Origin of the sequence: Georgenia subflava (assembly GCF_009193155.1) — a bacterium.
In the GTDB taxonomy this organism is placed as follows: Bacteria; Actinomycetota; Actinomycetes; order Actinomycetales; family Actinomycetaceae; genus Georgenia; species Georgenia subflava.
On sequence record NZ_VUKD01000008.1, the window covers coordinates 86,919 to 100,440 of the forward strand.

The 13,522-nt window shown below is 73.0% G+C and carries 13 protein-coding genes; 1 reads left to right on the forward strand and 12 read right to left on the reverse strand.

The window, feature by feature from the left end; genetic code table 11:
• Positions 1-220: 220 nt before the first annotated feature.
• A complete protein-coding gene (locus GD748_RS18990; RefSeq protein WP_152196806.1) occupies positions 221-721 on the reverse strand; it encodes a DUF501 domain-containing protein in 501 nt (166 codons plus the stop codon).
• A gap of 44 nt (positions 722-765) precedes the next feature.
• Positions 766-1,251: an FtsB family cell division protein gene (locus GD748_RS19670; protein ID WP_193313030.1), complete on the reverse strand. Its 486-nt coding sequence runs from the start codon at positions 1,249-1,251 to the stop codon at positions 766-768.
• A gap of 43 nt (positions 1,252-1,294) precedes the next feature.
• Between GD748_RS19670 and GD748_RS19675 the strand changes: the two genes are divergently transcribed.
• Positions 1,295-1,792: a hypothetical protein gene (locus GD748_RS19675; protein ID WP_193313031.1), complete on the forward strand. Its 498-nt coding sequence runs from the start codon at positions 1,295-1,297 to the stop codon at positions 1,790-1,792.
• Between the two features lie 62 nt (positions 1,793-1,854).
• Here GD748_RS19675 and eno read toward each other — a convergent pair whose 3' ends face one another.
• From eno to GD748_RS19040, 10 genes are all read right to left on the reverse strand, one after another.
• Positions 1,855-3,135 (reverse strand): phosphopyruvate hydratase, encoded by a 1,281-nt coding sequence (gene eno / locus GD748_RS19000; protein ID WP_152196808.1) that lies wholly within the window; start codon positions 3,133-3,135, stop codon positions 1,855-1,857.
• Positions 3,136-3,270: 135 nt separating this feature from the next.
• Positions 3,271-3,831, reverse strand: coding sequence for a SurA N-terminal domain-containing protein (locus tag GD748_RS19005; RefSeq protein ID WP_152196809.1), 561 nt, complete (start codon positions 3,829-3,831; stop codon positions 3,271-3,273).
• A gap of 104 nt (positions 3,832-3,935) precedes the next feature.
• Positions 3,936-4,742, reverse strand: a complete 807-nt coding sequence (locus tag GD748_RS19010) for an energy-coupling factor ABC transporter ATP-binding protein (RefSeq protein ID WP_152196810.1) — start codon at positions 4,740-4,742, stop codon at positions 3,936-3,938.
• Positions 4,739-5,695 carry an energy-coupling factor ABC transporter ATP-binding protein gene (locus GD748_RS19015; RefSeq protein ID WP_226921649.1) on the reverse strand — a complete coding sequence of 319 codons (957 nt, stop codon included), beginning with the start codon at positions 5,693-5,695 and terminating at the stop codon, positions 4,739-4,741. Before GD748_RS19015 ends, GD748_RS19010 begins: the two co-directional genes overlap by 4 nt.
• Positions 5,683-6,462: an energy-coupling factor transporter transmembrane component T gene (locus tag GD748_RS19680; RefSeq protein ID WP_193313032.1), complete on the reverse strand. Its 780-nt coding sequence runs from the start codon at positions 6,460-6,462 to the stop codon at positions 5,683-5,685. The genes GD748_RS19015 and GD748_RS19680 overlap by 13 nt, the downstream gene beginning before the upstream one ends.
• The gene (locus GD748_RS19685; protein ID WP_193313033.1) at positions 6,459-7,094 is read right to left on the reverse strand and encodes an ECF transporter S component; all 636 of its coding nucleotides are present in this window, start codon (positions 7,092-7,094) and stop codon (positions 6,459-6,461) included. Before GD748_RS19685 ends, GD748_RS19680 begins: the two co-directional genes overlap by 4 nt.
• A gap of 179 nt (positions 7,095-7,273) precedes the next feature.
• Positions 7,274-10,882, reverse strand: coding sequence for a transcription-repair coupling factor (mfd, locus tag GD748_RS19025; RefSeq protein ID WP_152196812.1), 3,609 nt, complete (start codon positions 10,880-10,882; stop codon positions 7,274-7,276).
• Positions 10,883-11,050: 168 nt separating this feature from the next.
• Entirely contained in the window at positions 11,051-12,250 is a 1,200-nt protein-coding gene (locus GD748_RS19030; RefSeq protein WP_193313034.1) for an asparagine synthase-related protein, read from the reverse strand.
• Between the two features lie 74 nt (positions 12,251-12,324).
• The gene (locus GD748_RS19035; protein WP_152196814.1) at positions 12,325-12,489 is read right to left on the reverse strand and encodes a lasso RiPP family leader peptide-containing protein; all 165 of its coding nucleotides are present in this window, start codon (positions 12,487-12,489) and stop codon (positions 12,325-12,327) included.
• 183 nt (positions 12,490-12,672) lie between these two features.
• On the reverse strand, positions 12,673-13,368 hold the full coding sequence (locus GD748_RS19040; RefSeq protein WP_152196815.1) for a NeuD/PglB/VioB family sugar acetyltransferase: 696 nt from the start codon (positions 13,366-13,368) through the stop codon (positions 12,673-12,675).
• Positions 13,369-13,522 lie beyond the last annotated feature (154 nt).

The window sequence follows — 13,522 nt, forward strand, 5'->3', positions numbered from 1 at the left end:
GTGGCCCCTCGGGTGGGTCGGCAAGGACATCTGCCGACCAGACTTCCCGGCGCACCGCGGTCCACCGTAACCGATCCGGCCGCCGTCGCCGCACGCCGGCCACTGCCTGGACGCCGCACGCCGGGCGGTGGCTGGACGCCTCGCGACCGGGCGGTGGCAGGACGCCGCACGCCGGGCGGTGGCAGGACGCCTCACGACCCGGGCAGGGCCGGCACGCGCCTCAGCAGGAGCAGCGGGTGGGGCTCCAGACGCCCTCGAGCAGGTGCAGGGTCTCGTCGCCGAAGGGGTTGACGCCCTCGCCGACGGCGAGGGTGTGACCGAGCAGCGCGTGCAGGCACTTCACCCGGGTGGGCATCCCGCCGGCGGAGACACCGTCGATCTCGGCGACCTCACCGAGCTCGGCACGCCGGGCGAGGTAGTCCTCGTGAGCGGCGCGGTAGCGGGCGGCGAGCTCGGGGTCGGCGGCGAGCCGCTCGTTCATGTCGACCATCACCTGCTCGGCCTCGAGGGTGCTCGCGGCCTTCACCGCCGGCGGGCAGGTGAGGTAGTACGACGTCGGGAACGGGGTGCCGTCGTCGAGGCGCGGCGCGGTACGCACCACGATCGGGCGGCCGCACACACAGCGTGCCGCCACCTCCACCACGCCCCGGGGCACCCGGCCCAGCTGCTCGGCGAGCACCTCGAGGTCGCGCTCGGTCACGGTCGTTCCAGCGTCAGTCACGCAGCCATTGTCCTATGCCGCTCGGGTGTGACGCGTCCCGGCCGTCAGGGCGTCGCGCCCTCGGTCGGCACCGTCAGGCCGGAGGGGTCCTCGCCGCCGGTGACCGACTCGCCGGCCACCTGGACGGAGTCCCAGACGCGCATGTACCAGGGGGTGGCAGCGGCGCGAGCGGCCTCCCGCTCGGCGGCCTCCGTCTCCGCGGCGCTCTGACCACCGACGACCGTCTCGGGGTCGACCACCACGTACGGCGTCTCCCCCGGCATGACGTAGCCAAGCCGGTCGCGGGCCTGGGCCTGCACGTACTCGGGGTCCTGCCACCGGGCAAGCTGGCGCTCGAGGTCGGCGTTGCGTCCCTGCGCCTCGCTGACCCTGGAGTTGAGGTCGCGCAGCTGCTCCTGCTGCGTGACCGCGAAGCGCATCGTCGGGGCCAGCACGGCGAACGCGATCAGAAGCACCAGGAACAGGCCGAGGGCGCGCAGGCTCACGGTGGGCCGCGCCTCGCCGTCTCGGCCCGGCAGCCCGAAGCTCACTGCCCGACGCTGCCTGGTGGCGCTCGGGTGGCCGGTGGCGCGGGTGGCTGTGCGTGCGCCGCCCGAGCGTGCACCGGCGCGCCCGGTCCCGGCGGGCCGTGCGGAGCCGCCGGGACGTGCCGAGGCGCTGGACTTCGTCGAGGCGCCCGTCTTCGACGTGCCGGGCCTGGCCGCGGTCCCGGGCTTCGCCGAGCTGCCGGACCTCGCGGTGCCGCCCGACTTCGCAGCGCCGCCGACCTTCGTCGTGCCGCCCGAATTCGCAGCGCCGCCGACCTTCGTGGTGCTGCCGGACTGTGCAGGAGTGCCCGTCTTCGCCGAGCCGCCGGACCTGGCGCCGTCGCCGGACCCTGCCTGGGCGGACGTCCGCTTCTCCCCGGTCCGGGCGCCGCTGCGTCCGCCGCGGCCCGACGGCTGGGCCGGGGTGCGCTTCGCCGTCGTCCCCGGGCGTGCCGCCGGGCCCCGGGGCGCGGCAGGACGACGGCTGGTCATGAGGTCATGTTCTCCCATCGGACGCGCGAACGCCGGGAGCCACGGCGCGTGAGTCGTGCACGCGCGGGCTCCCGGCGTCCGGGTGGTGCCGCCCGGCGACCGGGCGGCCTCGGGTCAGGCCTGGGCGCGGGGGAAGGCGCTGCGACCGGCGTAGACCGCCGCGTCGTCGAGCTCCTCCTCGATGCGCAGGAGCTGGTTGTACTTGTTGATGCGCTCGCCGCGGGCCGGTGCACCGGTCTTGATCTGGCCGGCGTTCACCGCCACGGAGAGGTCGGCGATGGTGGTGTCCTCGGTCTCGCCGGAGCGGTGCGAGACCATCGCGGTGAACCCGTTGCGCTGGGCCAGCGTGACGGCGTCGAGGGTCTCGGTGAGCGAGCCGATCTGGTTGAGCTTGACCAGCAGCGAGTTCGCGGCACGCTGCTCGATGCCGCGCGCCAGCCGCTCGGGGTTGGTGACGAACAGGTCGTCGCCGACGATCTGGGTGCGATCGCCGATGGCGCCGACGAGCTGGGACCAGCTGTCCCACTCGTCCTCGCTCAGCGGGTCCTCGATGGAGACCAGCGGGTAGGCCGCCACGAGCTCGCTGTAGTACGCGATCATCTCCTCGCCCGTCGTGGCCTTGCCCTCGAACTGGTAGGCGCCGTCGGAGAAGAACTCGGTGGCGGCGACGTCGAGGGCGAGCGCGACGTCCTCGCCCGGCTTGAGGCCGGCCTTCTCGATCGCCTCGATGATCAGGTCCAGGGCGGCGCGGTTGGAGTCCAGGTTCGGGGCGAAGCCGCCCTCGTCACCCAGGCCGGTGGCCAGGCCGCGGGCCTTGAGGACCGACTTCAGGGAGTGGTAGGTCTCGGTGCCCCAGCGCAGCGCCTCCTTGAAGGTCGGGGCGCCGACGGGGGCGACCATGAACTCCTGGATGTCGACGTTGGAGTCGGCGTGGGAGCCGCCGTTGAGGATGTTCATCATCGGCACGGGCAGCAGGTAGGCGTTCGGGCCACCGACGTACCGGAACAGCGGCAGCCCGGCGGACTCCGCGGCCGCCTTGGCGACGGCGAGGGAGACGCCCAGGATGGCGTTCGCGCCGAGCTTGCCCTTGTTGGCGGTGCCGTCCAGGTCGATCAGGGTCTGGTCGATGATGCGCTGCTCGGTGGCGTCGATCCCGAGCACCTCGGGGGCGATGGTGTCGATGACGGCGTCGACGGCGTTCTGCACGCCCTTGCCCAGGTAGCGGGCCTTGTCGCCGTCACGGCGCTCGACGGCCTCGAACGCGCCGGTCGACGCGCCGGAGGGAACGGCCGCGCGAGCGACGGTGCCGTCCTCGAGCGCGACCTCGACCTCCACGGTGGGGTTGCCGCGCGAGTCAAGGATCTCGCGGGCTCCAACGGCCTCGATGCTGGCCACAGGGGACTCCTTCAGTAGGTGATCAGTCCGGTTCGGAACAGGGTCCACCGTAGTACGGGGCAAACCGTGCAGCGAGGGACCATCCGCCCGGTGGGAGGCCCGAGGACGGGCGCTGTGACCGGTGCCACGCGGCGCTCAGCCCGCGGGCTGAGCGGCCTCCCCGGTGGGCTGGGCGATCCACTCGTGGGTGGTCGGAACGATCGAGCCCTCCTCGGTCAGCTCGCCGTAGCGCGGGTTGACCTCGAGGTCCGCCTCGGTCAGCTCGGTGCCGAGCTGGGTGAGGACCGCCTCGGCGTCCGGGGACGAGGAGACCTCGTTGTACTGCATGAGGAAACGGCCCAGGTCGATGAACGCGTCGGAGCTGTTCTCGGGCAGCTCGGCGTTGCCCAGCATCACGGCCTGCTCGAGGAAGAACTGCTCGACCTCGGCGTCGGACACGGCGTAGCCGGCCTCGTTCGCGATCGGGGTCAGCAGCTCGGCCTGCACCAGGGTGTTGAGGATGACGACCGGGGCGGTCTCCTGGCCGGAGAAGGCGACGTACTCGCCGGTGGCGTCGTCAACGGCGTTCTCGCTGATCGTGACGCCGTTGACGGTGGCCGCGGTGCCGGGCTGCGCGGCGCAGCCGGCCAGGGCGAGCCCGGCCGCGGCGGCCGCGACGACGGGACGGAGCAGGAGCGTGGGGCGCAAGGTGGCCACCGGTGAACCTCCGAGGTCTGCCGGCGCCGCGTCACGGCCCGGGCTGGGCTGGTCGAACCGCGTCCATCGTAGGTGCTACGCGGGACGTCGCGGTGCAGGTGTCCTCAGCCGCGGCTGCGCCACGCGTCCGCGAGCGCGTCCAGGCTGAGCCCGACGTCGGCGAGCCCCAGCCGGTCGGCGAGCTCGACGATCGCCGGCCGCGCCAGGCGTGCGGTCGCCATGGCGGCGCTGTCCGTGAAGATCTCCTCCGCCCGCCCCTGGGTGACCACGCGCCGCTCGGCCATGACGACGACGCGGGCGAAGTGCCGGGCGACGAACTCCATGTCATGGGTGATCGTGACCACGGCCCGGCCCCGGCCGGTCATCACCTCGACGATCTCGGCGATCCGGTCCAGCCCGGCCTGGTCCTGCCCGGCCGTGGGCTCGTCCAGGACGAGGACCTCGCAGTCGACGGCGAGCACCGCGGCGATCGTGACGAACTTGCGCACGGACAGCGGCAGGTCGTGCGGGTTCTCCTCGAGCCGGTCGCCCAGGCCGGTGAGTGCGGCGGCCTCGTCGAGGCGCCGCTCCGACTCGCCGGCGTCGAGCCGCAACCGCTTCAGACCGTAGGAGATCTCCTTGGCGACAGTGGTGTTGAAGATCTGGTCGTCCGGGTTCTGGAAGACGTAGCCGACCCGCCTGGCCACCTGGGCGGCGGTGCGCCGGGCGGTGTCCTCGCCGCCGATCAGGACGCGGCCGGAGCTCGGCTTGAGCAGGCCGTTCATCAGCTTCACGGTGGTGGTCTTGCCTGCGCCGTTCTGGCCGATGATCGCCAGCGACTCCCCCGCGTCGACGCGCAGGCTGACGCCGTCCACGGCGAGCACCCCGCCGGGGTAGGTGTAGCTGACGTCGGCGAGCTCGACCAGGCTCATCGGGCCACCTCTCCCGGGGCGCCGAGCGCGTCTGCCAGCGCGGCGACGGTCAGCGGCCGCCCGGGCACGTCCACCCCGCGCTCGCGCAGACCCTGCGCGAGCACGACGGCCTGCGGGAGCCGGGCACCGCGGTCGGTGATGGCCGGGTCGGTGAGCACCTCGGCCGGGGAACCGGTGCGCACGACGCGGCCGGCGTCCATCAGCACCACGGTCGTGGCGTGCTCGGCCACCTGCTCGATCTTGTGCTCGACCAGCACCACCGTGCGCCCCGCCTCCCTCATGGCCGCGATCAGCTCGAACACCTCGTCTGTCGAGGCCGGGTCGAGCTGGCTCGTGGGCTCGTCGATGACCAGGACCGGCTGGTCCATGATGAGCATCGAGGCCAGCGCCACCCGCTGCTGCTGCCCGCCGGAGAGCTGGAAGGGCGGCCGGTCGCGCAGCTCGGTGATCCGGGCACGCTCCAGGGTCTGCTCCACCCGGTCGCGGATCTCCGGCGCCGGGACCCCGAGGTTGCCGAGGCCGAACGCGAGCTCGTCGTAGACCGTCTCGGTGATCCCGCTCATCTGCGTGAACGGGTTCTGGAACACGAACCCGATGGTGCGGGCCAGCTCGTCCTCGTCCGCCGTGGGCACGTCCTGCCCGGCCACGGTGACCGACCCGGTCAGCTCCCCCTTGTAGAAGTGGGGCACGAACCCGCGGATGGCGTTGCACAGGGTCGTCTTGCCGGCCCCGTTCGGGCCCACGATCGCGCACAGCTCCCCCGTCCCGACGGCGAGCGAGACGTCCCGCAGGCTCGGCTCGTCCGCGCCCGGGTAGGTGTACGTCAGGCCGGAGACCTCGACGGCGTGCGCGGCGCCCGCGTTCACCGCGCCCGCGGCCCCCGGACCTGCGGCTCCGGTGCCCGTGCTCTCCGCACCCGCGTCCCCCGCACCGGTCTCGTTCACAGCACCCACAGCAGGATCCTTCCGACGACGGCGAGCGCGAGCACGGCCCAGAGCACCGCGCGCAGCACCCGGTCGGTGCGGGTGTCGACCACCGCGTACAGCGACGTCCGCGGCCCGGTCAGCGTGAAGCCGCGTGACTGCAGCGCGAGGGCCTTCTCCTCGACCGAGAGGATCGAGCTGAGGATCAGCGGGATCAGGCTCGGCAGGAACGCCCGGACCCGGACGAACCAGTTGGCGTCGGTCTCCACGCCGCGTGCGCGCTGGGCGTCCATGATCGCGTCGAGCTGCTTGCGCATCTCGGGGATGAGGTTCATCGCCGCGACGACGACGTACGTCGCCTTCGGCGGGACCCGGCGCCGCTCGAGCTCGAGCATGGAGCGCCGCCGGTCGCCGAGCTGGACGGCCAGCACCAGCGGGGTGGCGACGCCCATGATGCGGGCGGCGAAGGTGGTGCCCCGCTCGAGCCCCTCGGCGGTGCCGTCCAGGATCCACCAGCTGAACAGGATCGTCGGCCCCTCGATGAACAGCGTCTGCAGCGCGACGATCACGACGCTCAGCAGCAGCACCGTGGGCGCCCAGGCGCGCAGGAAGGCGCCGAGCCGGCGGGCGATGAGCGCGATCAGCGCCGAGACGAGAACGACCGCGCCGACCGACCACAGTCCGAAGAGCTGGGAGATCACCGCCAGGACGACGGCGAGGACGACGTGCGTCGTGGGGTTGAGGTTGCGGACCGGGTTGGCGTGCGAGACCAGGCTGACGCCCGCCGGCAGCGTCACGACGCGGTGCGCGCCGCCGGACGGTCCTTCTTGCGGGCGTCGACGAAGATCTCGCCGTGCGGGAACCGCAGCAGCGCGCGCTTGGACATCGAGCGGACCACGAGCGTGGCGATACCCACCGCCAGGAACTTGTCGATCAGCTCGGCCGGGACGTGCGAGGCGACGACGGCGAGGAACAGCGGCAGGTCGGAGTAGTCGTTGATGGCTCCGGTAAGGATCGACACCCCGGAGGTCGTGAACCCGCCGTAGAGGAAGTAGCTCAGCAGCACCGAGACCGCCACTGATATCAGTGTCACGATCAGCGCGCTGATCGCCGCCCGACCCCAGGTGTTGAACATGCCGCGCCGGGCGAGGACGCCGACGAGGAAGCCCATCGCCGCGGCCAGGATCGACCACGGCGCCATGGTCGCGTCGCCGAGCGCGAGCAGCAGCACGCTCAGCGCGCCTGTGACCAGTCCGATCCACGGCCCGGCGAGCATCGCCACGATGAAGGTGCCGATGGAGTCGAGGAAGATCCACAGCTGCAGCGTCTTGGCGAGCTGACCGCCGACGAAGTTGATGGCGACGGCCACCGGGATGAGCAGGATGGCCATCAGCGTGAAGTCACGCTTGATCGAGTCGACCAGACCCATGTGGAGCTCCTTCGTCCGGCTCGTCCGGTTCCTCCCGGGTGCGAGCGCCTGCCGTGGCATCACGGCCGACGGTGCCACAGGTTCCCGCAGCCCGGCACGGATTGGCAACTGGCGCGCAGCTTCCGTCACCGGATCGAGACGTACGACGACGTCGCGCCCGCGCCCCGCACCGCGCGTGGTTACGACGCCGCGGTGCCCACCTTCGCCGCGGCCGCCACCGACGCGGAGATCACCGAGTCGATGAGCTCGTTCACCCAGTCGAGCAGGGCGACGTCGCGCAGCGGCTTGCCGCCCAGGCGCGCGGTCATCGGGTACGGCACGAGGATCGCCCGGACGGCGGGCTTCAGCACCGTGCCGGGGTAGAGCCGCTTGAGGCGCAGCTCGGCGGACTCCGGCAGCTCCACCGGGGCGAAGCGCAGGTACTTCCCCTGGGCGGTGATGTCGGCCAGGCCCACGTTCCGGGCCTTCTCGCGCAGCGCGGCGACAGCGAAGAGCCGCTCGACGGGCTCGGGCACGGCGCCGTAGCGGTCGACCAGTTCCTCCCGGACCGCGGCGATGGACTCCTCGTCCCCGGCGGCGGCGATCTTCGCGTAGGCCTCCAGCCGCAGCCGCTCGTGGGCGATGTAGTCGTGCGGCACGTGCGCATCGACGGGCAGCTCGATCTTGACGTCCGCCTTCTCCGCCTCCTTCTCCCCGCGGAACTCCGCGACGGCGTCGGAGACCATCCGCACGTACAGGTCGAAGCCGACCCCGGCGATGTGGCCGGACTGCTCGCCGCCGAGCAGGTTGCCGGCGCCGCGGATCTCGAGGTCCTTCATCGCCACCTGGATGCCGGCGCCGAGGTCGGTGTGCGCGGCGATGGTGGCGAGGCGGTCGTGCGCGGTCTCGGTCAGCGGCTTCTCCGGCGGGTAGAAGAAGTAGGCGTAGGCCCGCTCGCGACCGCGCCCGACCCGCCCGCGCAGCTGGTGCAGCTGGGACAGGCCGAACGCGTCGGCTCGCTCGACGACCAGCGTGTTGGCGTTGGAGATGTCCAGGCCGGTCTCGACGATCGTGGTGCACACGAGCACGTCGAACTCCTTGTTCCAGAAGTCCTGGATGACCCGCTCGAGCTGGTGCTCCCCCATCTGCCCGTGCGCGACGGCGACGCGCGCCTCCGGCACCAGCTCGGCCAGCCGGGCCGCGGCCTTGTTGATGGACGAGACCCGGTTGTGCACGTAGAACACCTGGCCCTCGCGCAGGAGCTCGCGGCGGACCGCGGCAGCGACCTGCTTCTCCTCGTACGCGCCCACGAACGTCAGGACCGGGTGGCGCTCCTCCGGCGGCGTGGCCAGGGTCGACATCTCCCGGATGCCCGTGATGGCCATCTCCAGGGTGCGCGGGATGGGCGTGGCCGACATGGCGAGCACGTCGACGTTCGTGCGCATCTGCTTGAGCGTCTCCTTGTGCTCGACGCCGAAGCGCTGCTCCTCGTCGATGATCACCAGGCCCAGGTCCTTGAACCGCACCTCGCCGGTGATGAGACGGTGGGTACCGATGACGACGTCGACGGTGCCCTTGCGCACGCCCTCGCGCACCGCCTCGGCCTCGGCGTCGGACTGGAAGCGGGACAGCGCGCGGACTGTTACCGGGAAGCCGGCGTACCGCTCGGCGAAGGTGTCCAGGTGCTGCTGGACCAGCAGCGTCGTCGGGACGAGGACCGCCACCTGCTTGCCGTCCTGCACGGCCTTGAAGGCGGCGCGCACCGCGATCTCCGTCTTGCCGTAGCCGACGTCGCCGCTGATGAGGCGGTCCATCGGCATCGACTTCTCCATGTCCGCCTTGACCTCGTCGATGGTGACCACCTGGTCCGGGGTCTCCATGTGCGGGAAGGCGTCCTCGAGCTCACGCTGCCACGGGGTGTCGGCGCCGAACGCGTGCCCCTTGGTGGACATCCGCGCCGCGTAGAGGCGGATGAGCTCGGCGGCGATCTTCTTGACCGCCTTCTTGGCGCTGGCCTTGGTCTTGGCCCAGTCGCCACCGCCCATCTTGGACAGGGTGGGCGACTCCCCGCCGGTGTACTTGGTCACCTGGTCGAGGGAGTCGGTGGGCACGAACAGCCGGTCGCCGGGGTGCCCGCGCTTGGAGGCGGCGTACTCGATGACGAGGTACTCGCGCGTGGTGGCGTCCGGCCCCGTGCCGACCGTGCGCTGGACGAGCTCGACGAACCGGCCGACGCCGTGCTGCTCGTGCACCACGTGGTCGCCGGCGCGCAGCGCGAGCGGGTCGACGACGTTGCGCCGCTTCGACGGCATGCGCCGCATGTCCCGGGTGGAGGTGCCGGCCCGGCCGGTGATGTCGGCCTCGGCGAGCATCGCGAGCTTTAGGCCCTCGTGCACGAAGGAGCGTCCCGAGCTCGCCGTCGTCACGAGGACCACGGACGACGGCGGCTCCTCGGCGACCTCCTCGACGAGCCGGGCGGGCACGTCGCCGGCGGCGAGCTGCTCGGACATGCGCCGGGCCGGGCCGGGCCCCTCGGTGGTGAGGATGAGCCGCCAGCCCTGGTGGACGAGGTCGGCGAGATCCTTCAGCGCCCGCTCGACGTCGCCGTTGTAGCGCTCGACGTCCCGGGCGGCGACGGCGAGCGCCCGTCCCGTCGTGCCGTCCTCGGGTGCGTCGTCGTCGACGAGCTCGGTGTCGGTGGGCAGGGAGGAGAACGCCCACCAGCCCAGGCCACGGGTGAGTGCGAGCGCCCGGGCCTCGGCGAGGTCGGCGAAGGAGGCGGCGCGCAGGTCCAGCGGGGTCTTGCCGCCCTGGGCGGCCGACGCCCAGGCGGCGGCGAGGAACTCCTCGGTGGTGGCGACGAGGTCGTGGGCGCGACGGCGGACGCGCTCGGGCTCGGAGAGGACCACGAGGGTGCCGTCGGGGACGAGGTCGAGGACCGGCTGCATGCCGTCCACGAGCACCGGCGCGAGGGACTCCATGCCCTCGACGGCGATGCCCTGAGCCATCTTCTCGAGCATGTCGGCGGCGCCGGGCAGGTCCTCGACCAGGCGGTGCGCCCGGGCACGGACGTCGTCGGTGAGCAGCATCTCGCGGCAGGGCGGGGCCCACAGGCCGTGCTCGGCGAGCTCGAGGGAGCGCTGGTCGGCGACGGCGAACCAGCGGATCTCCTCGACCGTGTCCCCCCAGAACTCGATCCGCATGGGGTGGTTCTCGGTGGGCGGGAAGACGTCGAGGATGCCGCCGCGCACCGCGAACTCGCCGCGCCGCTCGACCATGTCCACCCGGGTGTACGCGGCCGCCGCGAGATCGGTGGCGACCTGCTCGAGGTCGGCGTCCTCGCCCACGGCCAGGGAGACCGGCTCGAGCTCGCCCAGGCCCTGGACCACGGGCTGCAGCAGGGCCCGCACCGGCATGACGAGCACCTTGATCGGGCCGGACTGTCCGCCGTCGGCGGTGGGGTGCGCCAGGCGACGCAGGACGGCCAGGCGCCTGGCGACGGTGTCCGAGCGCGGCGAGAGCCGTTCGTGCGGGAGCGTCTCCCAGGCGGGGAAGACGGCGACGTCGTCGTCGGGGAGGAAGTGGCGCAGCGCGGCGGCCGCCTCGTCGGCCTCGCGGCCGGTGGCGGTGACGACGACGAGCGGGCGGCCCTTCTCGCCGGCCGTGAGCTCGGCGGCCAGGGGGGCGCGCACGCCGACGGCCGCGTTGACCTGCAGCTGCGGGGCGAGGACCGGCTCGTGCGCCGTCTCGATCGCGGAGGCGACCGCGGGGTCGGTGCGCAGCAGCGGGAGCAGTCCGGTGAGTTTCATGGGTCCTTCGCGATGGTGGACGGCGGGGCGGCGACGGCGCGCGGGGTTCGCGGCGGGCCGGGCAGCACACGAGCCCCGCATCCAGCAGGAGGCGGGGTCCGCGGAGCAGTCTACGACCGGCCGCGCAGCCGGGCGAGGCGCCCGCCGACGGCGAGGCTGCGAGGCCCCTCAGGTCGAACGGGTGCCCGAGCGCGTGACGACAGGGCTCGCCGGCAGCCCCTCGGTGGCGAGCCAAGCCTGCTGCAGGAGCAGGGCCGACGTCGTCGCCGGGCGCTCGCGGAGCCACTCGGCGCGCAGTGCCGCCGGGTCGACCAGGCGCGGGTCGACGCCGGTGCCGTCCCACGTGCGGGCGAACTCGCGCTCCCCCTCGCCGAAACGTGTCCCGTTGAAGAGAGCCTTGGTCGACCGGGCGAGGAGCGCGTCGGGCAGGAGGTCGGCGAAGAGCGCACGCATGAGGTGGGTGCGGCCCGGATAACCCCAGCCGCCGCCGTCGCGGGCGAGAGCCGAGACGAACTCCGCCGAGCGCAGCGGGTGCGAGACCGTCACGTCGTGGTCGGCGGCCACCGCGGCGTAGTTGTGCTCGAAGACGGCGATCGCACGCGTGGTGAGCATGGCCCTGGTCTCCCGCTCCCAGCTGAGCGGCCGGCGGAGCAGGTCGGCCTGCGCGGCGGCGAGCGCGCGGGTGGCGCGGCCGCGCAGCCACGGCTCCGCGGGGCGGACGAGTGCGGCGGCGCGCATGGCGGCGGCACGTCCCGTGGCGGGGAGAGCGGCGCGCAGCGCCGCGGCCAGCAATCCCCGGTCGGGGCGGCGGCGCTCGCGCAGCACCAGGGAGAGCGGTGTGACGCGGTGCGGACCGAGGACGGCGTCACCACCTTCCCCGGTGAGCAGCCGGCCGCCCGCCATCTGCGCGAACAACAGGTCGTCGAGGTGGACGGCAGCGGGCCAGAGCAGTCCGCGGCGCCGCAGCGACGTCCGGGCCGGCTCGCCCAGCCACCGCTGCTCGTCGTCGATGGTGAGGACGATCCGCTCGGTGAGCCGCAGGTGCGACAGCACGAGCTCCTGCCACTGCGACTCGTCCGACTCGGGCACGCCGGGGAAGACCGCGGTCACCGGTACCGGCAGCGCCAGGCCCTCCCGGCGAGCGACCTGCGTGGCGACGGCGAGCACCGCGGAGGAGTCGCGGCCGCCGGAGAACGTCACGAACGTGGGGCCGGGCGCCGCGAGGCTGCGCAGCACGACGTCCTCGAGCACCTGGCGCGCGGTACCCGTCACGTGGGCGGGCTGTCGGTGCAGGCGCCCGAGCGGCCAGGAGATGGCCGCCTCGACCTCGGTCACGCGCGCGAAGCGGTCGTCCGACGCGTCAGCCACCGGCGCACGACCGACGGCACCCCGCGACGGGAGGGCTCGTCGCGGGGTGCCAGCTGCTGGGCGCGTGCGGGTGCTCAGGAGTAGAGGCCGGTGTGCGGAGCCACCTGGGAGGGGTGGAGGTTGTTCAGCTTCCAGTCGGCGTTCCCCTGGAGGGTCTCACCCAGGGTGAGTCCACGGACGGTCCCGACCTCGGTGATCTCCGGAGGTGCGTACTGCGCGGTGCTCGACAACGCGTCCATGACGGATGCCTTTCGACGTGATCCAATCGGTCAAGCGAGAACCTAGCGCTCCGCCGCGCCCCCGGTTGCCCGTTCGGGCTGAACTCGCGGGTGAGGCGGGACGGTGTGCGCGGGGTGAGGCGGAGATGGGGCGAGGGCCATGCTGCGGACCACGGACCACGGCGAGGTTCGTCGCGTGCCCACCTACCAGGGCTCGACCCACGAGCGCAGCATCTGCGCCGGCACCCCCGCCCACGTCTCCCCCGCCGGGACGTCCCCTACGGCTGCGGCGCCCATCCCCAGGACGGCGTCGGCACCGACGCGAGTGCGTTCGCGCACACTGGCGTTCATGCCGAGGTAGGCCCGACTTCCCACATGGACCTCTGCTCCCACGCTGACGCCGGCGGCAAGAGTGGCGAAGTCCTCGAGCACGTTGCCGTGGTGGAGCACCGTGTTGGCCATGACCAGCACGTGCCGCCCGACCCGCACGTCGCCTGCCAGCGCCACGTGGGCGAGCAGGACGGTGCCCGCTCCGAGGAGGCAGCCGCGCGGCACCTGGACGCTGGGGTGGCACACCGTGAGGTAGCGGTTCTCGGCGATCCCGAGCGCCGCGAGGCGACCCGCCAGCGACGCGCGAGCCCCGCCGCGGCTGGCGCAGAGGACGAGCCCGGCGTCCGGGTAGGCCCTGACGTGGTCGAGCGAGCCGAGGACCGGCACCCCGTCGAGCCAGGTGCCGTGCCGGTCGGCGTCGTCGTCGACGAACCCGACCGGCTCGTGGGAGCCGGCAGCGCGCACGGCGTCGAGCACCTCCCTCGCCATGCCGTTCGCTCCGATGAGGAGGATCGGGCGCTTGCCCGGGGGCACCTCGCGCGGCGCGAGGCGGCTGCGGCGAACGGTCATGCGGCTCCTCCCCGGCCGGAGGACGTCCGGGGAGCTGCTGCGTCACAGGCGTTCCCCATCGCGGCCACGGTGCGGCGATGGGAGCAACCTTAAAGCGTGGGCCTCAAGGCGCGCACGGCTTTTGACGCCTGTAGATGGTGCCGAGGGCACGTCG